At 58.1% G+C, this 25,375-nt stretch carries 22 protein-coding genes and 2 pseudogenes; 19 read left to right on the plus strand and 5 right to left on the minus strand.

Annotation, left to right across the window (positions count from 1 at the left end; genetic code table 11):
• Positions 1 to 36 precede the first annotated feature (36 nt).
• Positions 37 to 637: pseudogene (locus tag ACNJYB_RS14180) on the minus strand (DDE-type integrase/transposase/recombinase); the annotation flags it as partial.
• Between the two features lie 402 nt (positions 638 to 1,039).
• Here ACNJYB_RS14180 and ACNJYB_RS14185 point away from each other — a divergent pair.
• Positions 1,040 to 1,771: a hypothetical protein gene (locus tag ACNJYB_RS14185; RefSeq protein ID WP_439374526.1), complete on the plus strand. Its 732-nt coding sequence runs from the start codon at positions 1,040 to 1,042 to the stop codon at positions 1,769 to 1,771.
• Positions 1,772 to 1,779: 8 nt separating this feature from the next.
• Here the strand turns inward: ACNJYB_RS14185 and ACNJYB_RS14190 are convergent, their stop codons facing one another.
• Entirely contained in the window at positions 1,780 to 3,048 is a 1,269-nt protein-coding gene (locus tag ACNJYB_RS14190; protein WP_439370872.1) for an IS256 family transposase, read from the minus strand.
• Between the two features lie 123 nt (positions 3,049 to 3,171).
• Here ACNJYB_RS14190 and ACNJYB_RS14195 point away from each other — a divergent pair, with 123 nt between their 5' ends.
• From ACNJYB_RS14195 to ACNJYB_RS14210, 4 genes are all read left to right on the plus strand, one after another.
• A complete protein-coding gene (locus tag ACNJYB_RS14195) occupies positions 3,172 to 4,131 on the plus strand; it encodes a hypothetical protein (protein WP_439374527.1) in 960 nt (319 codons plus the stop codon).
• 649 nt (positions 4,132 to 4,780) lie between these two features.
• Positions 4,781 to 6,175, plus strand: coding sequence for a hypothetical protein (locus ACNJYB_RS14200; protein WP_439374528.1), 1,395 nt, complete (start codon positions 4,781 to 4,783; stop codon positions 6,173 to 6,175).
• A gap of 43 nt (positions 6,176 to 6,218) precedes the next feature.
• Positions 6,219 to 6,974, plus strand: a complete 756-nt coding sequence (locus tag ACNJYB_RS14205; RefSeq protein ID WP_439374529.1) for a sterol desaturase family protein — start codon at positions 6,219 to 6,221, stop codon at positions 6,972 to 6,974.
• Positions 6,974 to 8,542: a hypothetical protein gene (locus ACNJYB_RS14210; RefSeq protein ID WP_439374530.1), complete on the plus strand. Its 1,569-nt coding sequence runs from the start codon at positions 6,974 to 6,976 to the stop codon at positions 8,540 to 8,542. Before ACNJYB_RS14205 ends, ACNJYB_RS14210 begins: the two co-directional genes overlap by 1 nt.
• A gap of 246 nt (positions 8,543 to 8,788) precedes the next feature.
• On the opposite strand, the gene ACNJYB_RS14215 is transcribed toward ACNJYB_RS14210, so the two are convergent.
• A complete protein-coding gene (locus ACNJYB_RS14215; RefSeq protein WP_439370872.1) occupies positions 8,789 to 10,057 on the minus strand; it encodes an IS256 family transposase in 1,269 nt (422 codons plus the stop codon).
• 420 nt (positions 10,058 to 10,477) lie between these two features.
• Here ACNJYB_RS14215 and ACNJYB_RS14220 point away from each other — a divergent pair, with 420 nt between their 5' ends.
• Positions 10,478 to 11,317: a sterol desaturase family protein gene (locus ACNJYB_RS14220; protein ID WP_439374531.1), complete on the plus strand. Its 840-nt coding sequence runs from the start codon at positions 10,478 to 10,480 to the stop codon at positions 11,315 to 11,317.
• A gap of 122 nt (positions 11,318 to 11,439) precedes the next feature.
• Positions 11,440 to 12,180 carry a methyltransferase family protein gene (locus tag ACNJYB_RS14225; RefSeq protein ID WP_439374532.1) on the plus strand — a complete coding sequence of 247 codons (741 nt, stop codon included), beginning with the start codon at positions 11,440 to 11,442 and terminating at the stop codon, positions 12,178 to 12,180.
• Positions 12,181 to 12,281: 101 nt separating this feature from the next.
• On the opposite strand, the pseudogene ACNJYB_RS14230 reads toward ACNJYB_RS14225, so the two are convergent.
• Positions 12,282 to 12,640, minus strand: a pseudogene (locus ACNJYB_RS14230) (IS5/IS1182 family transposase); the annotation flags it as partial.
• Between the two features lie 547 nt (positions 12,641 to 13,187).
• On the opposite strand from ACNJYB_RS14230, the gene ACNJYB_RS14235 reads away from it, so the two are divergent.
• Complete coding sequence (locus tag ACNJYB_RS14235) at positions 13,188 to 13,400, plus strand: hypothetical protein (RefSeq protein ID WP_439374533.1); 213 nt, start codon at positions 13,188 to 13,190, stop codon at positions 13,398 to 13,400.
• 367 nt (positions 13,401 to 13,767) lie between these two features.
• On the opposite strand, the gene ACNJYB_RS14240 is transcribed toward ACNJYB_RS14235, so the two are convergent.
• Positions 13,768 to 15,036, minus strand: a complete 1,269-nt coding sequence (locus ACNJYB_RS14240) for an IS256 family transposase (RefSeq protein WP_439370872.1) — start codon at positions 15,034 to 15,036, stop codon at positions 13,768 to 13,770.
• A gap of 471 nt (positions 15,037 to 15,507) precedes the next feature.
• Between ACNJYB_RS14240 and tnpA the strand changes: the two genes are divergently transcribed.
• The 11 genes from tnpA to ACNJYB_RS14295 all read left to right on the plus strand — a co-directional run bounded on the left by tnpA (position 15,508) and on the right by ACNJYB_RS14295 (position 25,059).
• The gene (gene tnpA, locus ACNJYB_RS14245) at positions 15,508 to 15,909 is read left to right on the plus strand and encodes an IS66-like element accessory protein TnpA (RefSeq protein WP_439374534.1); all 402 of its coding nucleotides are present in this window, start codon (positions 15,508 to 15,510) and stop codon (positions 15,907 to 15,909) included.
• Between the two features lie 50 nt (positions 15,910 to 15,959).
• The gene (locus tag ACNJYB_RS14250; protein WP_439375551.1) at positions 15,960 to 16,109 is read left to right on the plus strand and encodes a hypothetical protein; all 150 of its coding nucleotides are present in this window, start codon (positions 15,960 to 15,962) and stop codon (positions 16,107 to 16,109) included.
• Between the two features lie 444 nt (positions 16,110 to 16,553).
• Positions 16,554 to 16,766: a hypothetical protein gene (locus ACNJYB_RS14255; RefSeq protein WP_439374535.1), complete on the plus strand. Its 213-nt coding sequence runs from the start codon at positions 16,554 to 16,556 to the stop codon at positions 16,764 to 16,766.
• A 116-nt stretch (positions 16,767 to 16,882) separates the two neighbouring features.
• Complete coding sequence (locus tag ACNJYB_RS14260) at positions 16,883 to 17,386, plus strand: A24 family peptidase (RefSeq protein WP_439374536.1); 504 nt, start codon at positions 16,883 to 16,885, stop codon at positions 17,384 to 17,386.
• Positions 17,387 to 17,388: 2 nt separating this feature from the next.
• Positions 17,389 to 18,345, plus strand: a complete 957-nt coding sequence (gene cpaB, locus ACNJYB_RS14265) for a Flp pilus assembly protein CpaB (RefSeq protein WP_439374537.1) — start codon at positions 17,389 to 17,391, stop codon at positions 18,343 to 18,345.
• Complete coding sequence (locus tag ACNJYB_RS14270) at positions 18,345 to 19,538, plus strand: AAA family ATPase (RefSeq protein WP_439374538.1); 1,194 nt, start codon at positions 18,345 to 18,347, stop codon at positions 19,536 to 19,538. The genes cpaB and ACNJYB_RS14270 overlap by 1 nt, the downstream gene beginning before the upstream one ends.
• Positions 19,514 to 20,914: a CpaF family protein gene (locus ACNJYB_RS14275; protein ID WP_439374539.1), complete on the plus strand. Its 1,401-nt coding sequence runs from the start codon at positions 19,514 to 19,516 to the stop codon at positions 20,912 to 20,914. The genes ACNJYB_RS14270 and ACNJYB_RS14275 overlap by 25 nt, the downstream gene beginning before the upstream one ends.
• 11 nt (positions 20,915 to 20,925) lie before the next feature.
• The gene (locus ACNJYB_RS14280; protein ID WP_439374540.1) at positions 20,926 to 21,843 is read left to right on the plus strand and encodes a type II secretion system F family protein; all 918 of its coding nucleotides are present in this window, start codon (positions 20,926 to 20,928) and stop codon (positions 21,841 to 21,843) included.
• Complete coding sequence (locus tag ACNJYB_RS14285) at positions 21,840 to 22,751, plus strand: type II secretion system F family protein (protein ID WP_439374541.1); 912 nt, start codon at positions 21,840 to 21,842, stop codon at positions 22,749 to 22,751. Before ACNJYB_RS14280 ends, ACNJYB_RS14285 begins: the two co-directional genes overlap by 4 nt.
• A gap of 602 nt (positions 22,752 to 23,353) precedes the next feature.
• Complete coding sequence (locus tag ACNJYB_RS14290; protein WP_439374542.1) at positions 23,354 to 24,640, plus strand: pilus assembly protein TadG-related protein; 1,287 nt, start codon at positions 23,354 to 23,356, stop codon at positions 24,638 to 24,640.
• A complete protein-coding gene (locus ACNJYB_RS14295; protein ID WP_439374543.1) occupies positions 24,637 to 25,059 on the plus strand; it encodes a TadE/TadG family type IV pilus assembly protein in 423 nt (140 codons plus the stop codon). Before ACNJYB_RS14290 ends, ACNJYB_RS14295 begins: the two co-directional genes overlap by 4 nt.
• Positions 25,060 to 25,375 lie beyond the last annotated feature (316 nt).

Below are 25,375 nucleotides of genomic sequence, written 5' to 3' on the forward strand. Positions count from 1 at the left end.
CTCACGGAAAGTTCGCTGCCCGTTGACAGGTGGGAAGGTGAACTGGATCCCATTGTCGGTGAGAACCGTGTGGATCTTGTAGGGGACGGCCGCAATAAGAGCTTCGAGGAAGGCCGAAGCCGAGGTCCTTCCCGTCTTCCTGGCCAGTTGCACGAACGCGAACTTACTGGTGCGATCGATTGCGACGTAGAGGTAGAGCTTGCCTTCGGCGGTCTGGAGCTCGGCGATGTCGATGTGGAAGTAGCCGATCGGATAAGCCTTGAACTTCTTCCTCGAGGGCTTGCCACCGCCCACTTCCGGCAATCGGCTGATGCCGTGACGCTGGAGGCTGCGATGCAGGGATGACCGCGTCAGATGCGGGATGGTCGGCTGCAGCGCATAGAGGCACGAGTGGCAGCAGCGTATGCTGCCGGAAAGCAACGATGATCGCCTCCTCCTCGATGGAAAGGACAGTCGACTTGGCTTCCTTGGGGTCAGTCTAACGATCGCTGACAGTCTCGCGCTGCTTCCACTTCGCGACAGTCTTCTGGTTGATCCCGCAGCGCTTGGCGAGACCTCTCAGGCTCTCTTGACTATTTTGTATTGCTCGACGGACTGCCTCCGTCGTGGTGGCGCAGCCGTGTAAAATCTGTCCCATAGCGCTTCCTTCGAATCGTGCGACAAGGATGCACCATCAAAGTCTGGGACTAAACACACACCTAGATTTGAATTGCTCAGGCCCGTTTCGATGGCGCTGGCTCGACTGTCGATTTGATGTCGGCGAAGAGCTTGCAGCCCCGTCCGGCACGCTGGACGCATGATGAGAAGCTTCTGACCTGTTCGAGTTGGTAATCGGCGTAGGCCAGGCCACATGGAGGTCATCTTACCGACCTGAGCGCTTGAGCGCTTGAGCAGTAGTTGGCGCATGAGCCACTGCGCATCGGTCTTGCGTGACCCAGAAGATTTTGAGTGGATCGATTGCTAGCGAAGCCTCCGCGGTGATACTTATCCTCTGAGTGATCGCGAGTCGTGCTCTGTTCTTCCAGCTGGTCATTTTAAGATGAACAAACTACTAGTCGCTTCGCCGCTCCGCCTCCCGTCCGCCGAATTGTTGGCCCTGCTTATAGCCATCGCCTCGTTTCTCTTTGGGCTCCTCGTGCCGATTTATACGGATGAAGTTGGCTGGCGCTTTCAAGCTCGCAGCGCGATCGATGACGGTGTCGATCGGTCCATAGGGGAGAATTGCGGGCCGAACACGCTTGCCGTTGTTCCGCTGTTCATCCAGCCACTCCGATATGCAAGCGCCACGGTGAATCTGGCGTTCGCCGATCCAATCTTTGTTAGGCTCACGGGCGTCACCTTTTCACTCGTATGGTTGACAATCCTGTGGAGGCTGACTGGCGCAATCGCACAGACGACGCGCGAGAGGAGCACGCTGCGAGTACTTGCTTTTAGTCTCTCGTCGTTCGGCGTCCTTCCCTTCCTGCTGGTGCTGAGCCGGCCCGAACAGCCAATCCTACTGGCTCTCACAGTTTCCATCCTCGTTGCCACAGGCGCATGGGCGCAAAACGCCCCGGATAGTGGCCCAACGGCAGCCGCCGGTCGGGCTGCTATCGTTGTCACCTGCGGTGCCTTGGCGCTCGGCTACCATCCGAAGGGGATAGTTTATATGCCGATGTTCCTGCTCTGCGCAGGTCTCAGCAGTAGCAGGCGGGCGAGTGTGTGCGCACGATTCATTGCCGTTGCAGCGCTTGTTGGCCTTAGCGCGGGAGCTATGCAGGATTTTGGGTGACGAGGCGATCAGGCGGCGTGGTTTGCCGGCATGTGGATGACCTCGATGCCGTCGTTGAATCTGACACCTGCGATGAGCTTCGGCAACTGATTTGTGCCTTTGAGCCGCCGCCACTTTTTTGATGCGGCGATAACCAGCTTGAACACCATCAGCCTGGCGGTCGTTGAGGACAGCGATCCTTTCGTTCGCACGGTTCTGTGTCGCACGGTCGCGAACACGCTTTCGATGGGGTTGGTCGTGCGCAAGTGATCCCAATGCTCGGCAGGAAAGTCGTAGAAGGCCAGCAGCGCGTCGCGGTCCTTTGCGAGGCATTCGACCGCCCGGCCGTACTTGGTGCGGTATTTCTCGGCGAAGACGTCGATCGCCACTTCGGCGGCCGCCCGGTTTGGCGCCCAATAGACTTCGCGCAGGTCCTTCTTCATGTTGGCCTGCACCGAGAGCGGGACCTTGTCCAGGACGTTGACGGTCTTGTGCACCCAGCAGCGCTGGTGCCGCGTGCCGGGAAACACCTCGTCAAGCGCCTTCCAGAAGCCGAGCGCGCCGTCACCAACGGCAATTTCCGGGGCGATTTGCAACCCGCGTTGCTTCACGTCGATCAGGAGCTCACGCCAGCTCTGCGCGCTCTCCCGGACACCGACCTGAAAGCCGATCAACTCCTTCTTGCCTTCCGGCGTCGCGCCGATCAGCACCAGCATGCACTCGCCGTGGTCTTCCATGCGTGCCTGCAGGAAGACGCCATCGGCCCACACATACACGTACCGCCGCGCCGAGAGATCGCGCTTCTGCCAACGCTCATACTCGCCCTGCCATTCGGCCGTCAGCCGGGAAATCACCGCCGGCGACAGGTTCGGCGCGTCCTTACCCAGCAGGGCCGTCAGCGCCTCCTGGAAATCGCCCGTCGAGATGCCACGCAGGTACAACACCGGCAACAGCGCATCCAGGCTCCTGGTCCGCCGCGCCCATAGTGGCAGAATCGCCGAGCTGAAGCGGATCCGCTCGCCATCGCCGGCTGCACCGCGGTCCCGGATCTTCGCCCGTGCGACCTCGACCGGTCCGATGCCGGTCGCAATCGTTCGAGCCGGGCCGTAACCATGCCGCACGACACGGGCGCGCCCGTCGGCAAGCTTCAAATCTTTCACCGTGGCAAGAAACGTCTCGACTTCGATCTCCACGGCCTGCGCCAGAAGCTGCCGAGCACCAGCTCGCAAAATATTGGTCAGTGGATCGTCGATCTCGTCGGGCTGACGAAGGGCAACAATATTGCTAGTCTCGTTCATGGCGTATCGCTCTCCTTGAGAGGTTCTGGCAGGCTCGACACCCGCCTCGATACGCCGCCTATCTCATTCCGTCATCACCCAGCTTCACGCATAGCTCTTAGCGCGGTTGCGATCCCTTATTGGGTGGACCGCTTCAGATGTCCGGCTGACCCGGTCCTTGCAGCAAAGCTAGCGAAGGAAAACATCGCCGCAATTCTATTTGGCGGCGGCCCTGTCATGTCCAGAATGGGCGAGGCTCTACGCGGTGCCAACATCTTCGCTTATGTGGGGCTGTCCATGCCCGCCGAAAGGTATATGTCGAATTGGCTGCCGCCGGACGTGATCGACCACAAGGAGGCGACCAATTGGGCGGCGCCGCTGCTGTTGGCGTGGATGTCTGCAATGCTTCTCGGCATTGTGTCCACCGGAAGAGCGCTCGTCCGGGCGGCGCGTGCACGCAAGATGGATGCTCGGCTGATGCTCCCGATCCTGCTCGTCGGAATCGTCCTCGGATGGGGCGCTACACAGCTCACCAAAAACGCGTACGAGGCATCGTTGGCCCTTCCGGCAACGATCCTCTCCATTGTGCTCGCCATTCGCGCAGCCGAGTTTTCCGAGATCACGATCAGGTGCGCGCAGATCGTGAGCCGATTTACGCTCGTCGTTGCTGCTGCGAGTTTGGTCGCGCTTATGGCTTTCTATGCCAAGCCTTTATGGGTATCCGCCCATCAACCCGGCTATGTTGCGTTGCAACCCTATTCTGTTTCGCCCTATGGCTTCTCCAAGATCGAGGATCAGATTGTAGCAACGGGGAGGTTGTGTGGGATCGATCCGGCGAAGAGGCCCAGTGGCCTCTTGATCGATGACCTCACATATTTCGCCTATATGGCGAGCTATCGGCCGCTCCATCGGACCGGCGTCCTGTCGGATTGGAACGGTTCAATCATTGATCCGGTCGCTTATCTCGCCACACGCCGTTCGTCCGGCATCGTGCTCGGTTGCAGCTATCTGCCGCCGGCGCTGCGGCAGCTGGCGCACAGCATCGGACAATTCTGCTGCATCGGTCCGCTAGATTGGTCTCAACGGAGCCCTCGCGGGCAATGAGCGGGCACCGGGCGTAGGGAGGCGGTCAACAGAGCCGAGAATGACCCGCATCACAACCCCCAGGCGACCAGCCGGTGAAGTCCGAGCCAGAAGCGCTCCCGCACGATGCCTAGCGACGAACTCTAGCGCGGTCAGCTGCGGCCCGGCTGCCAATTTTGTACTAGCCAAGCCCTGCTGCAGGATTACCTCGCGAGATCCTTGACAAGAGAACAGAGAATGATGCCGAGCAGATCGCTGAGAAGGAGAGGTTGTCGCATGAGTAGCAACACCGGCCCAAGGCGCGCCGACGTTTAATATCTCGACGAGGTCTAGACTAGGAGGCCGCCGGGACCTTCACAGGTTAACGGCGAAATTTCCAACGCCGCTTTTTCCGTCTAGCTGGGCCGTGGCCTTTTCGATCCAATACTAGGGTGGGCGCGCAATGGGATTACATGGCCGCACTATCATCGTTTGGCATAGCCTCCGCAAAGTAGCTTGGGATGGGCTGTTCTAATAGAGGAAATTCGACGATGTCGATCGACAGGCAAACGTTGTGTTGGAAGGCGGATCATTGATGCCAGGGGTACTTTCGGACCAGAGGAGTCTGATCTCCGTCGGTCTTCTATTTGCTGTGTCGGTGGTCCCCGTATTGTCGGTCGAAATTCCCGCGATGATCGACTATGTTAACCACCTCGCACGGATGCATCTTCTTGTGGATGCTGCTGCGGGACGCGCGAACCCGGCTTACGAAATACATTGGCGGCTCTATCCCAATCTCGCCGTCGACATCATTGTCCCGGTGTTCGCGCGGTTTGTTGGCGTCGAGACCGCCGCTCGTCTTTTTTTGCTCGGAAGCCAGATATTGGTAGCATGTGGCGCGATAGCGCTGGAGATGCAGGTACGGGGGCGGCATCAATTATCAGGCTTTGTTGCGCTGATCGCGCTGTACAGCCTGCCGTTCCTTTGGGGGCTAATGAATTTTGAATTTGGATGTGGCGTGGCGCTTTGGGGGATCGTCGCCTGGATTTACTTTCGCGAAGGTCCGTGGCTTCTCCGGATTGCCTTACATGCAAGCGTTGTCGTCGTGTTGTTCAGCGCTCATTTGTTTGCGCTCGGTATCTACGGCCTGACGATTGTTTGCTATGAAGGCAGCCGGATTACGAGCTACCGTCATGCCGTGCGAACCCTTGCTGTACTGGCGCTTCCGGTCCTCGCCGGCTGTCTAGTTGTGCTTTGGTCAGGTGATACGCTTAGCAATCCGGGATTCAGTTGGTCGTTCGGGCTAAAGTTGATGTGGCCTCTGTTCGTCATGAACTGTTATAGTCTGCCTCTTTCAATCGGACTTGCGCTCATAATTGCGGTGCTCTTGGGTTACCTTGGCTACAGCCGCGTATTTGGGCTCACGCGACCCGCGGTCTTTATCGGGTCAGGCTTTCTGGTCGTATATTTGTTGATGCCTGCGCGTATTCTGGGCGGCGCCTACACTGACGTACGTCTCATTACCGCAATGATGCTAGTCCTGCCCGCGTTCTTGACTGTGAACTGGCCGTCGCGTGCAGTGAAAACTGTGGCCGCGCTCGTAGCTGTAGGCATCATCCTTGCTAATGTAATGAGTGTAGCGTCGGTTTGGTATTCCTACCGATCGGACTACGCGGATATGATCAAATCGTTTGCGCTACTTCGCGCCGGTTCGACGATCCTCATCGCACGAGGAGATGTCGATGAGGGCCAAGCAAATGCCCCGATGTTCTATGCTCCGACCTTGGCGGTCCATTATGCAAACGCGTTTGTGCCGTCTCTATACACAATCTCTGGTCAACAACCGGTCAAGAAATCCGCTTCGAAGTCGCTCTTGGAAATCGGCGACGCACTTGACTACCGGCCGACACCAATTGCGCAGTTGAATAGCGCGTCAGCTGGTGGAACCGTCCCGGCCCATGTTCGCGGTTGGCGTACCGACTATGACTACCTGTATATTGTCGGTGATCAGACCGGCAGCATCCCCGAACATTTAACCTTTATGATGCGGAGCCGCCGGTTCGCCCTTTATGCGATCGATAAATAGCGATAGGGTGGCATTTTACGAGGAGCCCCTTACGAGGAGCTCAATGGATCCTTTTGGCCTTAAACTTATTTTTTTCACCGCTCTTGTGTTCATACCGCTCGAGCGGTTGTTCGCCCTGCACCCGCGGAAGGTTTTTCGTCGCGATTGGGGCAACGATCTGATCTTTTTGCTCTTAAATAGTGTGCTGATAAAGCTTGGTCTGCTAGCCATTGTCGTTGCGGTCATTTTTGCCGCGGCATGGATTGTCCCAGCATCCTTTCAGACGATGGTCGGCGGTCGGCCGTATTGGGTACAAATCCCGGCCGTTATCCTACTTTCTGGTTTGGGATTCTATTGGACCCATCGCATGTTCCATGTCGTGCCCTGGCTATGGAATTTCCACGCCATTCACCACACTATCGAGGAGCTTGATTGGCTCGCCGCGACCAGGGTCCATCCGGTCGATCAGATTTTGACCAAGGGGGTCTCGCTGATCCCGGTTTTTGCGCTGGGTTTCTCCGGATGGGCGATTGGCGTCTATGCGTTGCTCTATCATTGGCAGTCAGTTCTCATTCATTCCAATGTTCGCCTGGGATTTGGTCCGCTGCGTTTCCTGTTTGCTTCGCCAGAGTTTCATCACTGGCATCACAGTAACCACCGCGAGGCCAGGGACCGGAATTTCGCAGGTCAACTTTCCTTCCTGGATGCGTTGCTCGGTAGTCTTCATTTGCCGCGCGGACAAACACCGACGACCTACGGTCTGGATTGCTCTGATAAACGGATCGCCTTGCGGCAGATTCGCATGAATGCGGAGGGGTAATGACTCATCTCGAAGTTTCGGCTAGGTCCGACGGCGGCCATGCCGTCGCCGCCGCCACGTTCAGCCAGAAGCCCCACCGACTGCGTCCCAGCGATCAAGACGTTCAGCGAGCCAGATGGTTCATATTTGTCGTTCTGGTCGCGCTTCTTTTACTCTTGTATCTTGTGTTCCTTCCTGCTGACCGGCTTCTGTTGGATGCAGACCTGTATTGGCACATCGCAACTGGGCGTAGGATTTGGGAAGGCGGATCGTTTCCCCAAGTCGACGAATTCACCCATACGTTTCCTGGGCATCCCTGGATAGCGAGAGACTGGGTGAGCGATCTGATCTTTTTCGGCGCTTATCGGCTTTCAGGATTCCGTGGGGTCGCCATGATTACCGGCGCCGCCGTAGCGCTCGCCTACGCGCTGCTTTTCCTCATGCTCGCGCGCACCATGCGGTTCACGGTTGCAATCGGCGTCGCCGCGGTGGCGCTTGGGCTGGCGGTCAGCCACTTGCACGCCCGGCCGCAGATATTTGGCGACGGGCTGATGGTGGTCTGGGTGGCGGCGTTGGTGAGAGCTGTCGACACCAAGGCTTCGCCAAGCTTGATGCTGCTCCCGATCATGACCCTTTGGGCGAACGTCCATGGTAGCTTTGTGGCGGGTCTTGCCTTGACGGTCGCGCTAGCCGCAGAAGCAGCATTCGAATCCCCGAGCGGTGAGCGCCTCCTAGTAGCCCGACGTTGGGCGGTCTTTCTGGTTGCTGCGTGCGGGGCGGCGTGCGTGACGCCCTACGGCGCGCGCCTGTTCCTGACGACCCTTCCGGTTATCGGGGCACATGAAGCCAAACTATATGTGGCGGAGTGGCGAGCCGTAAGCTTCGAGAATGGGCGTCTTGTAGTCCTCAGTGTTCTCGCGCTCGTATTTTTAGCTCTGCTGAACGGGGTTAAGATTCGTTTTTGTCGACTAACGATCTTGCTGTCAATCGCAGCGTACATGCTGACCGCAATTAGATTTATCTTCTTATTCAATATAGTTGCGCCTCTACTCCTCGCCACCCCATTAACGAGACAATTTCGATTTCTGCGGCTCTCTGAGCAAATTGCGACTCAACCACAATTCTTCACGACGATGTCCCGACTTGGACGGCGCGGCGTGTACGGGACTTATGCAATAATCGCGATCATCATTCTTGTAACGGGCATCTTTGGCGACTCAGTTAAGCCCCAAAGACAGATTTCTCCGGAGGGTGCTGTCGACTACATTTTTGCGCACAATTTGCATGGTAACATTTACAACGATTACGATTTCGGCGGCTATTTGATTTTCAGAGGACTTCCCACCTTTATCGACGGCAGAACGGTTTTCGACGAAGGATTTATGACTGAAAATCTGACCATTGTCTTCCGACGCCCGCGTGAATTTGTTGGATACTTGGATAAGCACCGCATCTCTATTGGTGTGGTCAAGCCAAACTCCATGGAGTCTCAAGAATTTCGAGCTTCACCGGAGTGGATTGGCGTTTATTCCGACGATATTTCCGAATTATTCGTGAGGCGCAGTGAGCTAAACCCGCGCGGCGATTAGTTGCACTTAGATCCCCGGGTGGCTAGGACGCGGCGGTCCAGGCGAAGGGTTTGGGATCGGCGGTCGTCTAAGCGACGAAGCGGTTAACAGCGACTTGCAAGTCGACGACGGATCGGAAGGTGCTGCGCTTGAGGCGACGGTGAGTGAGCTTGGCGGAGACGCCTTCCAAAGGTTTTGAGTCTGACCTGCCACTGAGTATTTTCTCCGGAGGGCGGGAGCTATGCAGGATTTTGGGTGACGAGGCGATCAGGCGGCGTGGTTTGCCGGCATGTGGATGACCTCGATGCCGTCGTTGAATCTGACACCTGCGATGAGCTTCGGCAACTGATTTGTGCCTTTGAGCCGCCGCCACTTTTTTGATGCGGCGATAACCAGCTTGAACACCATCAGCCTGGCGGTCGTTGAGGACAGCGATCCTTTCGTTCGCACGGTTCTGTGTCGCACGGTCGCGAACACGCTTTCGATGGGGTTGGTCGTGCGCAAGTGATCCCAATGCTCGGCAGGAAAGTCGTAGAAGGCCAGCAGCGCGTCGCGGTCCTTTGCGAGGCATTCGACCGCCCGGCCGTACTTGGTGCGGTATTTCTCGGCGAAGACGTCGATCGCCACTTCGGCGGCCGCCCGGTTTGGCGCCCAATAGACTTCGCGCAGGTCCTTCTTCATGTTGGCCTGCACCGAGAGCGGGACCTTGTCCAGGACGTTGACGGTCTTGTGCACCCAGCAGCGCTGGTGCCGCGTGCCGGGAAACACCTCGTCAAGCGCCTTCCAGAAGCCGAGCGCGCCGTCACCAACGGCAATTTCCGGGGCGATTTGCAACCCGCGTTGCTTCACGTCGATCAGGAGCTCACGCCAGCTCTGCGCGCTCTCCCGGACACCGACCTGAAAGCCGATCAACTCCTTCTTGCCTTCCGGCGTCGCGCCGATCAGCACCAGCATGCACTCGCCGTGGTCTTCCATGCGTGCCTGCAGGAAGACGCCATCGGCCCACACATACACGTACCGCCGCGCCGAGAGATCGCGCTTCTGCCAACGCTCATACTCGCCCTGCCATTCGGCCGTCAGCCGGGAAATCACCGCCGGCGACAGGTTCGGCGCGTCCTTACCCAGCAGGGCCGTCAGCGCCTCCTGGAAATCGCCCGTCGAGATGCCACGCAGGTACAACACCGGCAACAGCGCATCCAGGCTCCTGGTCCGCCGCGCCCATAGTGGCAGAATCGCCGAGCTGAAGCGGATCCGCTCGCCATCGCCGGCTGCACCGCGGTCCCGGATCTTCGCCCGTGCGACCTCGACCGGTCCGATGCCGGTCGCAATCGTTCGAGCCGGGCCGTAACCATGCCGCACGACACGGGCGCGCCCGTCGGCAAGCTTCAAATCTTTCACCGTGGCAAGAAACGTCTCGACTTCGATCTCCACGGCCTGCGCCAGAAGCTGCCGAGCACCAGCTCGCAAAATATTGGTCAGTGGATCGTCGATCTCGTCGGGCTGACGAAGGGCAACAATATTGCTAGTCTCGTTCATGGCGTATCGCTCTCCTTGAGAGGTTCTGGCAGGCTCGACACCCGCCTCGATACGCCGCCTATCTCATTCCGTCATCACCCAGCTTCACGCATAGCTCCGAGGGCGGTAGAGTCCGGCCTGAGGAAGACGAACAGATGAAGCGCGTCGCGGAATCGCAGATTATCGGGATGGGGCTGGGAAAGACGGTTGACCTGGCTCGCAAGGGATCGGTTAGCGCACCGCAGCCCGAAGCTGGGCCATATGGACGGATGTATTGCGTACCAACTCTCCGCTCGGCACGCCGAATAGGATTACCTCGATTATGCCGGTTAATCGGATCCGCAACATCCCGGGCCCCTTAACCAGGATGGTGCGCGGCCATCCCTTTACTCTTTATGCGATCACCAAATAGCGATAGGGTGACGTCCAGCGAGGAACTCGATGGATCCCTTTGGCATTAAGGTTATTTTTATCACCATTCTTGTGTTCATACCGCTCGAGCGGCTGTTCGCCATGCATCCGCAGAAGGTCTTTCGTCGCAATTGGGCGAACGATCTGATCTTCTTGTTCGTGAATGGTGTGCTGATCAAGCTTGGTCTGCTCGCCGTTATCGTGGCGGTTATCTTTGCCGCCGCCTGGATTGTCCCGGTATCCTTTCAGGCGATGGTCGGTGGCTTGCCCTACTGGGTGCAACTCCCGGCCGTTATCGTCCTTGCTGATTTGGGATTCTATTGGACCCATCGCATGTTCCATGCCGTTCCTTGGCTATGGAGATTTCACTCCATCCACCACAGTATCGAGGAGCTTGACTGGCTGGCCGCGACCAGGGTCCATCCGGTCGATCAGATTTTGACCAAAGGAGTCTCGCTGGTGCCGGTGTTTGCGCTGGGGTTCTCCGAATGGGTGATTGGCGTGTATGCAGTGCTCTATCAGTGGCAATCGGTTCTCATTCACTCCAACGTCCGCATCGGATTTGGCCCGCTGCGCTTTCTGTTTGCGTCGCCGCAATTTCATCATTGGCATCACAGCAGCCAGCGTGAGGCCCGGGACCGAAATTTCGCGGGCCAGCTGTCTTTTTTGGATGCGCTGTTCGGAAGACTCCATTTGCCGCGGGGGGAGAACCCGACAACGTACGGTCTGGATCGGCCGATGCCGCAACGCTACGTGCCTCAGTTGCTTTATCCCTTCGTCGGCGAGCGGATATTTCAGTCCAAATCGGATACAGCGGCGCTGGCTGAGACGGAGCGGGCCTCAGTGGAGGCGCCCAATGGTTCGCTCTGATAAACGGATCGCCGTGCTTACCCGCCTGATCTGCACCTTGAAGCGTTCACGAATGATCTATCCCTTTTGGGGGCGGCTTGCCGATCAATTTCGGCGACGATGATAGCACAAGATAGAGACCGATGACGGATATCAAACTTGATGAAACCGATGGATCCCACGGGGGAAGTAGGGCCGTTGCGTTGACTGTCAATCGTTGGCTCGATTGGACGGCGAGAGCGGCGGTCGTTGTTGTTTTTATCGCGTTTGCCCTGATTGGCGTTGCGGGAATTCCTCGCCTGCTTCCGTTGGACAGCCTCCACAAGCTGCTCGTGGTGGCGGCCAGCATTGCCAACGTCCTTTTCGTGAGCTTGGTTGCAGCGACAACGATCACCCGGCTGGTTCCGATAAAGAAGTCCAAAAGCATCGAGCCGCGGATCTCGGCTTTGCTAGGCACATTTTTGTGCACAACACTTGCTTTGCTTCCGAAGGCAGAGTTGGGTCCTGTTGGGTCGATCGTGTCCACAACGTTGATCTTGGTGGGCACGTCGCTTTCATTCGTTGTGCTCCGCTGGTTGGGCAAGTCTTTCAGCATTCTAGCGGAGGCAAGGCGCTTGGTGATAGAAGGACCCTATCGAATCGTGCGGCATCCCTTGTATCTCTGCGAGGGAATCGCGTTGGTCGGGGTCACGCTACAGGTGCTTTCGCCGCTTGCCATCCTCATCGCCGTTGCGGCTGTGATGGTTCAATGGCGGCGTATGATCAACGAAGAAGCGATTTTGAAGGAAGCTTTTCCTGAATATCGCGCCTATGCTGCGAATACACCTTTTCTGATCCCCGCAAAACTTAGGCAATCCTCCGTCAAGAACGGGGACGACCGCTGATTTAAGCGATCTTTTGGGCCGGGACGGTTTCGGCAAAGGCCCGGATGATGGCACGCAAGAGTTCTGCGAGCCACCGCAGGAGCAGGCCGAAGTTGTAGCCGGCCGCGGTACCCTTTGGCGACATGGATGCGGCGAGCCGGCGAGCCGCCACGCCGGTGAGCTTCTCCATGTTGGCGACCACGGCCGAGCGTGTCTCCGTCGAAGGATTGCCCTGCAGCGCCTTGGCATAGAGCACGAACTGTCCGCCCTTCGGGGACGTCACGGGGGTGGCGATACTGACCTTGCAGCCGAACTCGTAGGGCGCGCGGGCTTTCCCCTTGCCGATGCACTCGACCTCCGGCGCATGTAACGCATAGACCTTGGGGCCGCGCTGATGCTGATCCTGGGTGCGCACCCGCTGCGCCAGATCGGGCAGCGGACCGAAGCGAGCTTCCAGCGCCGCATCGCCATCAATCTTGCGGCAGAACAATAACAAGCGCACTTCTGAGCTGTCTGGCTACGCCGTCTGCTGCTGATCTGCGGGCCGGAAAAAGATGCGTGCCGAATTCGAGGCCGAGCTTGAGCGGATCGGCCAGAAATTCCGCCAGCCACCTCGTCGACGCCGGCCTTGGGCGTCCGCGTCCAACTCCGATCGCGATTGCCGAGGAGGAGAGTCTCCCGTCTTACTCAGCGGGCAGTTTCGATTATCTTTGCGGCAGCATTTACCGTTTGACGGCTGCGACTAAGAGGTCCGCGTCGGCCGGCGCGATCTGGCCCGAAAGCTGGAGAACAACGCGGCCAACGTGGTGAGCGTAGTGGCGCCTCGAATGTCCGGAGTAACTCGGAAGGGGTACTCTGATCTCAGGCGCGTCGCCCCGTACAAGTACGGCAAAGCCGCCACAGTTAAGGTTAAAAAACGATTACCAGGTGACAGCTTTCGAGCCGGAGATTAAGATCAAAACGTTGGCAGGGGCTTTGTCTTGTCGGCGTATTTGTAGATTCACATTAGTAAGAAGGATACTTCTCCTATGTTGAAGTACTACACCAAGACCACCGGAGAGTTGAAGCGTTTGTGGACGGACAAGGACGGCGTGGTGTCGTTCGAGTACATCATCGTCGCGTTTTGCGTCGTCGCCGCAGTAGCTGCTGTGTTCGGCACGGGAACTAGTGCCGGTATCGGGAATGCACTCAATACCGCGATGGGTCACGTCCTCGATGCGTTCGCTGCCGCGACCCCGTAAAGCGGCGGTCTGACGTTAGAGGAGGCACGGCCTCTGGCCCCCCGGACGATGGCACGCAAGAGTTCTGCGAGCCACCGCAGGAGCAGGCCGAAGTTGTAGCCGGCCGCGGTACCCTTTGTACATGGATGCGGCGAGCCGCCACGCCGGTGAGCTTCTCCATGTTGGCGACCACGGCCGAGCGTGTCTCCGTCGAAGGATTGCCGTGCAGCGCCTTGGCATAGAGCACGAACTGTCCGCCCTTCGGACCTTGCAGCCGAACTCGTAGGGCGCGCGGGCTTTCCCCTTGCCGATGCACTCGACCTCCGGCGCGTGTAACGCATAAGACGAACAGAGCGCGAGCTATGCAGGATTTTGGGTGACGAGGCGATCAGGCGGCGTGGTTTGCCGGCATGTGGATGACCTCGATGCCGTCGTTGAATCTGACACCTGCGATGAGCTTCGGCAACTGATTTGTGCCTTTGAGCCGCCGCCACTTTTTTGATGCGGCGATAACCAGCTTGAACACCATCAGCCTGGCGGTCGTTGAGGACAGCGATCCTTTCGTTCGCACGGTTCTGTGTCGCACGGTCGCGAACACGCTTTCGATGGGGTTGGTCGTGCGCAAGTGATCCCAATGCTCGGCAGGAAAGTCGTAGAAGGCCAGCAGCGCGTCGCGGTCCTTTGCGAGGCATTCGACCGCCCGGCCGTACTTGGTGCGGTATTTCTCGGCGAAGACGTCGATCGCCACTTCGGCGGCCGCCCGGTTTGGCGCCCAATAGACTTCGCGCAGGTCCTTCTTCATGTTGGCCTGCACCGAGAGCGGGACCTTGTCCAGGACGTTGACGGTCTTGTGCACCCAGCAGCGCTGGTGCCGCGTGCCGGGAAACACCTCGTCAAGCGCCTTCCAGAAGCCGAGCGCGCCGTCACCAACGGCAATTTCCGGGGCGATTTGCAACCCGCGTTGCTTCACGTCGATCAGGAGCTCACGCCAGCTCTGCGCGCTCTCCCGGACACCGACCTGAAAGCCGATCAACTCCTTCTTGCCTTCCGGCGTCGCGCCGATCAGCACCAGCATGCACTCGCCGTGGTCTTCCATGCGTGCCTGCAGGAAGACGCCATCGGCCCACACATACACGTACCGCCGCGCCGAGAGATCGCGCTTCTGCCAACGCTCATACTCGCCCTGCCATTCGGCCGTCAGCCGGGAAATCACCGCCGGCGACAGGTTCGGCGCGTCCTTACCCAGCAGGGCCGTCAGCGCCTCCTGGAAATCGCCCGTCGAGATGCCACGCAGGTACAACACCGGCAACAGCGCATCCAGGCTCCTGGTCCGCCGCGCCCATAGTGGCAGAATCGCCGAGCTGAAGCGGATCCGCTCGCCATCGCCGGCTGCACCGCGGTCCCGGATCTTCGCCCGTGCGACCTCGACCGGTCCGATGCCGGTCGCAATCGTTCGAGCCGGGCCGTAACCATGCCGCACGACACGGGCGCGCCCGTCGGCAAGCTTCAAATCTTTCACCGTGGCAAGAAACGTCTCGACTTCGATCTCCACGGCCTGCGCCAGAAGCTGCCGAGCACCAGCTCGCAAAATATTGGTCAGTGGATCGTCGATCTCGTCGGGCTGACGAAGGGCAACAATATTGCTAGTCTCGTTCATGGCGTATCGCTCTCCTTGAGAGGTTCTGGCAGGCTCGACACCCGCCTCGATACGCCGCCTATCTCATTCCGTCATCACCCAGCTTCACGCATAGCTCACAGAGCGCTAACTAACGCACAAAGGTCGCGTACCGGGCTCGACGCGGAGCGTGCAAAGCGGGCGTTCCAGCGCGCGGCAGGATCAATGATCGCGTGATGCAGTCGACGCGATGACTACCCTCGCGAGCCTGCTGCGGCTTCGAGCGAATAGATGGCCCCGCGCGATGATCTCAGCGGATCTCAAGCGCGCCCGGCGCCAACTCAAGTTCCTGCGGACGCGACTTGGCCGGATCATCCGCGACATCCGCAAGATTGGATGAGCGCGATGTTGGCGCCAAAGAACAAAGTACGCATCCGACAGGGGTCGTCTTGCGTGACGGCTGGTAATTCGCGAAGCGTGTGGCCTTAAGTCTAGCTTTAAGGTCATCAGGCGATGCGGGTCGAGGTTTTGGGCGGGCCGGAGCGGCGGCGGCGCTGGTCGCAGGACGAAAAGGCACGGATTGTCGAGGAGACGTTGGCGCCGGGCGCGAAGGTGACTGAGGTTGCGCGTCGCAACGGAGTAGCGGCCAGCCTGGTGTTTACCTGGCGTCGACAAGCACAGACATCGGAACAAGTTGTACCATCTTTTGCGCCCGTGCAGATCGCCGCCGCAGCGGCGTCGGCTGAGGAAAATCCGAAGCTTTTGCCTAGGGCTGATGGCCGAGTTCGCTCCGTGGCAGCCGCGCGTACTGGATTGATAGAGATTGATCTCGGCAACCGACGGTGCGTCCGGGTGGATGCGCACGTCGATCCGGAGGCGCTGGCGCGGGTCCTCAATGTGCTTGGACGCCGATGATTGCTATACCGGGGACTGTGCGAGTGTGGCTCGCGACAGGCTACAGGGATATGCGCAGAGGCTTTCCGTCGCTGGCACTCCAAGTACAGGAGGTGCTGCGCAAAGACCCGCTCAGCGGTCATCTGTCGTCTTCCGCGGTCGCCGCTCTGGCTACGCCATCTGCTGCTGATCGACGGCCGGAATTCGAGGCCGAGCTTTGAGCGGATCGGCCAGAAATTCCGCCAGCCACCTCGTCGACGCCGGCCATGGGCGGCCGCGTCCGACTCCGATAGCGATTTCCAAGGAGGAGAGTCTCCCGTCTTACTCAGCGGGCAGTTTCGATTATCTTTGCGGCAGCATTTGCCCGCTTGACGGCTGCGACTAAGAGGTCCGCGTCGGCCGGCGCGATCTGGCCCGAAAGCTGAGAACAATGCGGCCAACGTGGTGAGCGTAGTGGCGCCCCGAATGTCCTGAGTAACTCGGAAGGGGTACTCTGACCTCAGGCGCGTCGCCCCGTACAAGTACGGCAAAGCCGCCACAGGTAAGGTTAAAAAACGATTACCAGGTGACAGGTTTCGAGCCGGAGATTAAGATCAAAACGTTGGCAGGGGCTTTGTCTTGTCGGCGTATTTGTAAATTCACATTAGTAAGAAGGATACTCTCCTATGTTGAAGTACTACACCAAGACCACCGGAGCGTTGAAGCGTTTGTGGACGGACAAGGACGGCGTGGTGTCGTTCGAGTACATCATCGTCGCGTTTTGCGTCGTCGCCGCAGTAGCTGCTGTGTTCGGCACGGGAACTAGTGCCGGTATCGGGAATGCACTCAATACTGCGATGGGTCACGTCCTCAGTGCTTTCGCTGCCGCGACCCCGTAAAAAGGCGGTCTGACAGGGGGGCACGGAATCCCACTTTTGGGCGTGCTTGAATGTGCCCCCCCCTTTTCGGGGATGAATTTTGAATGTGCCCCCTTTTTTTCTAAGGCGTGCATTTCATGAGTTGGATTGCTCCCTCAGCCGCGTTTCTGGAAATCCTATTGTTGCTATATGTTGCAACGATCGATATCGCGACACGATCGATCCGAAATGAAATTTGTCTGGTGCTGGCGCTGCTCGGGATCGCCGGGCAATTTGCCAGCCCGATGCAGGTCGTGGAATCCCTGATCGCCGCGACAATTCTGTTTCTGGTGCTGATCATCATCTATCAGCGCGGATGGATGGGTGGCGGCGATGTTAAGCTGCTGGTTGCATTGGCGATTGGTCTCCCCTTGATGGGCGTGATCCAGTTGTTGACGATAACCGCGTTGGCTGGCGGCGTCCTTGCCGTGGTGCATCTGACGATGCGCCTCCTGCCAAATCCCAGGCTAGCGCCCGCCGGATCGTCGTTCGTACGTCGTGTCTACGCGATCGAACGTTGGCGCCATTTGCGCCACGCGCCGCTACCTTACGGGGTTGCCATCGCGTGCGGCGGTATTTGGACCGTTTCACAGGGGCTATGAACATGTCGTCTACGTTGCGTCTCTCGATTATCATGGTTCTTTTGCTCGCCAGCACCGCGCTCGGGCTTATTGCTTACAACATGAATTTGCCGAAAGCAGAGGCCCCGCTGGTACAGGTCACGGAGAAGGCGCCAGCGCCTCTCACTAAGTACCTGGTCGCGGCACGTCCGCTGAAGCCCGGTACATTGACACGCGACGACGATTTCCGCGCCGATCCGTTGGAGAGCGTTCCAACCGGGGCGATCCGAGATACAACGGAGGATAGGAGCAGGCTCCTCGGTTCTCTGGTTCGCAAGAACCTCGACACGGGCAGTCCTATCACATCAGAAAACGTGTTGCCGCGGGGAGATCGGGGTTTCCTTGCCAGCGTCTTGGAACCGGGTACCCGCGCTATCAGCATCAAGGTCGACGCCGAATCTGGCGTCTCGGGCCTAATCAAGCCAGGTGACTATGTGGATGTCGTGTTGACCCAGGTGGCCGCGCACGCGGATGTCGCGCGTCGCGCCCTGAGCGAAACCCTGCTCCAAAATGTTCGCATTATCGCGATTGACCAAGAGATTGTGCAAGGCGGCGGCGCCAATAACGCCACGGCCGCGAAGATTGCGCAAACTGTGTCACTGCAGCTTGCGCCTGAGCAGGTCAAGAAGGTTGCGGTCGCAAAAAATCTCGGATCGCTCTCCCTGGCGATGCGGTCAGCGGTCGAGTTACGCGATAGCGCGGACACTCGCACCATTTCCAGCTGCGATGTGTCGTCGGAAATAGCCCGGCAGAATGCAATTGCCGGCCAGAGTGCCGCGGTGGTGGTTTATGGCGGCGGCAAGGTTCAGGAATACACCGTCAGGAAACAAGATTCAAACGTCGGCTGCGGTGTGTCGGCAAACACGGCCGGCCAGAGTGCAACGGTGGTGGTTAACGCAGCCGATAAGGTTGAGGCAGTCAAGCCGGCGGAGAAACAGTGATGAGCATGGCAGTGGTCGATCCGCCGGAACAAGCTGCGTCTGTTGTAACGCGTAACCGAATTGTCTGTTTCGTGAATGACGAGTTGAGTGCAGCGGCGCTGCGCAAAGGGCTTGACGGCAGCAACTTGTCGATCAAGCGTGGCACCATCCGCAACGCCATACGGATGCTCGAGAGCGACACCGAGCTATTCGCGCTGGTGGTCGACATCAGCGGAATCGATGATCCGTTTACTGAACTGGAAAGGTTGTCCAGGGTCTGCCCACCCGATGTCCTGGTGGCCCTGATTGGTGAGAGCCGAGAAATCACTTTCTACCGCGAGCTTTTGGAACTCGGTGTGAGCGAGTACCTTCCGAGGCCACTCACGCGCGATTTGGTGCTAGACCAGCTACGCCCGAAGCTGCTTGGCGACGTGAGGCCCGGTCCGAGCGATCGCGGCGGGCATGTGATCTCCATTTGCGGCGCGCAGGGAGGTGCCGGAGCCACGAGTATCGCGATCAATCTCGCGCTGCAACTGGCTGAGACCACGAAGGCCAAGGTCGCGCTGCTCGACCTTCATCTACAAAACGGCGAAACAGCCGTGATGTTGGGTGTTCGGCCCGGGCCGGGGCTGCGCATCGCGCTGGAAAACCCGATGCGGGCGGACACGCTGTTCCTCGAACGCGCGGCAATCGAGATCAACGATCGCGTTTGTCTGATTTCCGCTGATGAGGACCTGGATGCGCAGTTGGACATCACGGAGGCGGGCGTCAGACATGTACTGGGTCTGCTCCGGCAGCGGTTCAATTACATCGTTGTCGATATACCAGTCCCGTTCGCGCCGTCCATCCATCCGGTGATCACCCAATCTCGCCACGTGCTGGTGCTGCTGGAAGCGGAGGTGACGGGACTTCGCAATGCCCATGCACTTCGCGCCGCCGTCACTAACATCGCTGGCAAAGATCGAGTCTTTACTTTGCTCAACCGTGCCAATCGTGCCGGCGGGCTACCGAGGGAAATGATTGTCAAGGCGTTAGGCGCTGAACCGGACATGGTGATCCCCGATTTAGGGAAGGGGATGACCCAGGCGGTCAATCTCGGAATTCCAGCACTGAAGCACGTCAGAGGACTGCGACGTCACCTCGCCCCGATCGTACGGGAGATCGCCGGTGTCGGCGCCCAGCGGAAAGGATGGTTGAGGAGGTTGTTCCGGTGACGAAAAAATTCGGTACGCGCGAAGAAGGTGGTACGCCAACGGCTACGCCCGCATTGATGCCAACAAGGCGCGACGAACCTTCGACCGAGCAGCCCGTGGTGCCGGCTCCGCGACGCGAAGGGGTCGTGATGCCCGCTTCGCTGCGCGAACGGGTCATTGAGCAGATTGAGCCATCGGTGGCGGCAACTGTTTCCCGCGATGTGCTGCGGCGGCAGATTGAGGAAATCATCCATGGCATCGCCAACCAGGAGCGGCTCGAACTGTCAGGCCGCGAGCAGTTTCAGCTAGCGGATGAGATAGCGGACGACATGACCGGCTACGGGCCGCTGCGTCCGCTGCTGATGGATCAATCGATCAACGATATCATGGTCAACGGACCAAGTAACGTTTATGTCGAGCGAAACGGCAAGCTGGAACGGGTCGCGATGCGATTCCGCGACAATGACCACATCGCATCGGTTGCGCAGAAGATCGCGTCGCAAGTCGGACGGCGCATTGACGAATCCAGTCCGATGGTGGACTGCCGCTTGCCGGACGGCAGCCGGGTCAACATCATTTTCCCACCACTAGCGATCCATAGCCCCTGCATTTCCATCCGAAAATTTCCAAGTCGCCGTTTAGATATTGCCGGAATGATCGAAAACGGCACAATGACTGCGGCGATGGGACGGTTACTGGAAGTTGCGGGCCGGTCTCGACTGAATATTCTGGTCTCCGGCGGCACCGGTTCGGGCAAGACGACGCTACTGAACGCCATGAGCCAATTCATCGATCACAGTGAACGCATTGTCACCATCGAGGATGCGGCCGAGTTGCAGCTTCGACAGCCGCACGTCATCAGCCTCGAAACCCGGCCGCCCAGCCTCGAAGGCACGGGGCAGGTGACCCAGCGCGATCTGGTGTGGAATGCGCTGCGCATGCGCCCTGACCGGATCGTCGTCGGCGAGGTGCGCGGCGCTGAAGCGTTTGACATGCTGCAAGCCATGAACACCGGCCATGATGGTTCGCTGTCCACGGTGCATGCTAACTCTGCCCGCGACGCCCTGACCCGTATCGAAAACATGGTGCAGATGGGACAGCCAAACTTGCCGCTGCGGGCGATCCGAACTCAGATCGTTGCTGCGTTGGACATCATCGTGCAAATCGAACGCATGCGGGATGGGCAGCGTCGCATTGTCCAAATTAGCGAGGTGATCGGCCTGGAAGGTGATGTGATCACCACCAATGACATCGCAGCGTTCGAGTACCAAGAGGAGGATGTTCACGGGCGAATTATGGGGAGCTATAGGTCCACCCACGCAACCCCAAAATTCAAGTCTCGTCTGACCTATTATGGGCTTGATCGAACTTGGGCTGAGGCAATGAGGCAACTATGATACCGTCGTTCGTGATCAACATTGTCCTGGGGCTGCTAATATGCGCAGCGGCCGTGTCGTTGTGGCTGGACGCGCGCGAAAGACGCATCAATCGTCAGCTCGCGATAGCTCTCCCGACGTCACATTCGGCGAACCTGCCCTCCATTCGTCGGTTACAGGCCGGGTCCCGGGGCCGGTTTCTGCACCGCTTAGCCAATTACAACGCAGAAATAGCCTACGCGTGGCACCCCGCTTATGTGCTGCTTGCCGGTGTCATCGCCGCAGCGGCAATCTTCTATGCCAATAGCCTGTTGAAGTTTCCCAATCTTTACGGGTCGCTCGCGGCTGCAATTGTGGCCATCATGGTAGTACGAGGTCTGCTTGGATGGCAGCAACGTCGCCTCGCCAAACAGCTTTTTCAACAGCTACCGGACACGATCCAGCTGGTGACAAGTACGGTTCGATCGGGGCTGCCTGTGAACGAAGCATTTCGCACCATCGCGCGCGAGATGCCACAACCAACCGCGGGGCAGTTTGCGATCGTATGCAGCGAAGTGAATCTGGGAAGACCTGCAGAAGAAGCCGTGGAGGCTGTCTATCGGCGAACGGGCGTTGTCGAGTATGGGATCTTTGCGGTGACACTTGCCGTCCAGCTCAAGACCGGCGGCAGTTTGAGCGAAACCTTACAGACGCTGGGAGACACGGTGAGGCAGCGTGTGGCGCTAGCGGCTCGCGCGAGGGCGCTGGCAGGAGAGGTGATCTTTTCCTCCCGCGCACTTTCGTGCGCGCCCTTGATTACAGGTGGGTTACTATACTGGATCAGCCCGCATACCATTGATCTGCTGTTCACTGATCCGACTGGAAACATGCTGCTGGCTTACGCAGTAGCCTCCGTGCTTATTGGCTCCCTGGTGATACGGTGGATGGTCCGAAGGGAAACAGAATTATGAGTTCTAGTCTCATTCCAATCGCCCTCGCCATAGTGGTTGCGACTGCCACCTTGGTGATGATTATCCGCGAAATGCACCTTCGTGCATTGAATACACGGGTGTCAAACGCCGTGCTGGGCCTTCCTGGCAAGTCAGCTCCGATCCAGGACATGACGGGTTGGTTTTCATCGCTCGGCATGCGGTATCGGCGCTTCTACGCGCCGGAAAACCTCGAACAACTACGAACGGTTCTTCAATCATCAGGCTTCAATCGCCATCGAGCCCTGCCGATCTGGATCGGTGTCAAAACTGTCAGCATGTACCTTTTCCCGATCATTGCCTTTTGCGTTGCTCAGTTTGCTGGGAGGCCACTAACGGATGTGCTGATCTTCACGCTCATTGGCGTGGTGATCGGAATTATGGGGCCGCGATTGGTTCTGTTGGTGATGCGACGACGTTTTGATGCCGCCATTCGGCTCGGCACCCCGGATATGATCGATTTGCTGGTCGTGTGCAGCGAAGCGGGAATGGGTCTGGAGAGTGCGCTGGAACGCGTGGCGCAAGAAATGAACGAGACTAATCCTGCCATGGCCCGGGTCGTATACGGTCTTCTCGATGATCTCCGGATGTTGGCAAATCGCAGCGACGCATTCGAGAACTTGGGAGTTACCTCTGATGGACTTCGCCGTTTTGGCACCATGATCAGCCAAAGCCTGCAATACGGAACGCCGTTAGGCCAAGCGCTACGCAGTATTGCGGAGGACCTTAGGCGAGAACGTATTACCAAGCTAGAAGAAAGAGCACATAAGTTGGGCGCCAAGCTGACGATTCCAATGGTGTTGTTCCTGCTTCCAGCCATGTTCGTCATTTTGGGTGCAAGTCCGTTTCTGCACCTCATACGTACGTTCTCAAGCATGGGTGGACATTGATGGTGTGAATATCTGCATCCTCTAAACTGGAACGAAGGTTTCAATTGCTATTGCTCCGGGATCCGAGGTCATCAGCGGCACTGTCTGTCGAGGTAGACTTATGAGCCATAGAGATTCTATCATAGCGGATGAACGGTTCCGGGGTTCGAAATCCCTGCTATCGGATCAACGCGGCGCCGTGGCGTTTGAGGGGATCATCGTTTACTTTTTCTTGGGGGTGAGCCTGCTTCTGCCGCTTGCCGACGTTGCTGTCGCTGGCTTTCAGTACATATCTGCGTGGCAGGCATTGCGTGCCTTTGGGCAAAATGTCTTGTACAACCCTCCACCTGACGTCACGAAGGCGTCCGCATGGACGACCGACGCGAAGGTAGTCGCCAGGGCAAACGCGAATACCGCTTTTCCAATCACCAATATTCAACTCTTTTGCGGTGATACAAATTCTGTGTGCTCCGCGGGCAACGTTGCTTTTCCTAGATACTCTTCGTACACGACGACCGTCTCCTTGGCGCCCATGGTATTAAGATCGGTGTTGTGCACGAGCGCTAGCGCCAATCCATGCTCGTTCACACTGGGTTACTCAGAACAGTTTGAATAGGTGTTCCATGAAGAGCTTGCTCCGTTGCCGTCGAGGTTCAGTCGCATTAGCAACCGTCGTCGCCCTGGTGCCGCTAATCGGAGTCGTCGCACTCGGGGCCGAGGCGGGGTCGTGGTACGTTACCAGGCAGCACGCGCAAAATGCCGCCGATGCGGCAGCCATCGGGGCTGTCTGGCGGCTGATATGCACTCAGCGTGGTTCCTGCACCGATACTAATTCGGTGGACTATCGCGGTAAGCAATTTGCAGCCCAGAACGCGTTCTGCAACGCCGGGGACACCACTGCCTATCCGGGTCGTAATTGTGTTACCACGCTCCCTACAGGAATCTCGCAGACTGTCCAGATCGCGGTCAACGGAAGTCAGGTTCAGGCCACTGTTAGCCAGCAACAGCCAGCGTACCTGGCAGCGGTGCTTGGCTTGTCAACTGTCAATATAGGCGCCACAGCCGTTGCCAAAATTCAAGTTTTGACGAACCCGTGTATTTTGTCTCTAACGGGTTCCGTCGATTTTCAGGGCAGTCCAAGCGTATCTTCTCCAAACTGCGGCGTGGCGTCGAACGATACCGCCTCAGATGCGTTTGTCTTTAAGGGCAACGGCGGGCTCAGCATCAACGCCCCAATGTTCTCCGCAGGTGGCTGTTCTCAGACGGGGGGAGCCCAATGCGATAACGTGAACCAACATGCGGCACCGGTACCCAATCCATTGAGCGGGTTGGATGCAGCGATCGCATCGCTGACAACCTCCAACTTCCCAGGGGGGCAGTGCAGCAGTTTAAAAGCGTATGATACGGGTAATTGTTACAACGCAGGCAACCAATCCTTAAGCGGTACCTTAACGGGCACCTACTACTTCTCTAGCGGACAGATCAGTATCGGGAGTGTAAGTGGAACAGCGACGCTGATACTATTTGGAAGTGCAACGTTGCCAAAAATTACCGGGAATCCAACTATCCAACTTACGGCGGTCAAAAACCCAGCGGTACCATCGGCACTATCGTCAGTTAGCGGGCTGATGATAGATCTTCTCATCTATGATCCCGAGACAGTCGCGTCAAATAAAAGCGTCACCATTCTGGGCAACGCCAGCAGCTACTTTAATGGCACCGTCTATGTGCCAAATTCTCCTGTGACATACGGGGGCAATAGCGCTGTGGGGACCCCCAACCCCGGCTGCTTCCAGGTCATAGCAAAAGCCGTTACATTGTCCGGAAACACTCAACTCGATAATTCGAAATGTATTTCGGATGGGGCCAAGACGCTTCAAGTCTTTGTACCGCGTTTGGTGCCATCATGAGAAAGCTAGATCAGCGCGGTGTCGCAGCGCTGGAATTTTGCCTTGTCGCCGTGCCGCTTTTCATTTTGATGTTCGTCATCTTCGATCTAGGACGTTATGCAATCACCATGCAGTCATTGCGGGCGCTCGCCGGCGCTGGCGCTCGGGCAATGATGATCAACGACTGCTACGTCAATAGCGTAATCAATAGAACGTCACCCACATGCAGCGGCGACCCCTTGCCGACCGATGCAGCCAAACAAGCCGTTGCCCCTTTTTTGTACGCCGGAGGTCTCACGCCGACGCTGAACGTACCAGCGCCCGCTGCGGGAGCCACTGCACTTACTGTTACGGCGTCTCAAACAGGTTTCACCATGCTGATGCCGATATGGGGTACGGCCTTAAACGCGCCGAGCGCGTCCACGTCAGTTCCGTTCTAGCAGCCTGCAGGCATCGTCCTGGAACCGAAATGTTAGAGAAACGCGGTTCTGAACAGTTTCCATCGATCAGATCGAGCTTCTGCCGGGGTTAGGCCGCCGAGCGGAGGGGCGGGAGGTAGCACTGGCCAAACAAGCCCTTTAACACTTAACACAAATTGGTGCACTAAGTTGGTCCGGCCGCCATCGGGCGACCGGCGCCAAGGCGCTCGCGCTGAGTACCCTGAGCCGGTTACCGAAAGTGGTGCTCGTTGGCAACATTGGAGAATTATCTCTGGTGTCACGCCAACCCGGTGAAGGTCTTCCCTTGCCAAATGAC

The sequence above is a fragment of the Bradyrhizobium sp. SMVTL-02 genome (assembly GCF_051853005.1).
Lineage (GTDB): Bacteria > Pseudomonadota > Alphaproteobacteria > Rhizobiales > Xanthobacteraceae > Bradyrhizobium.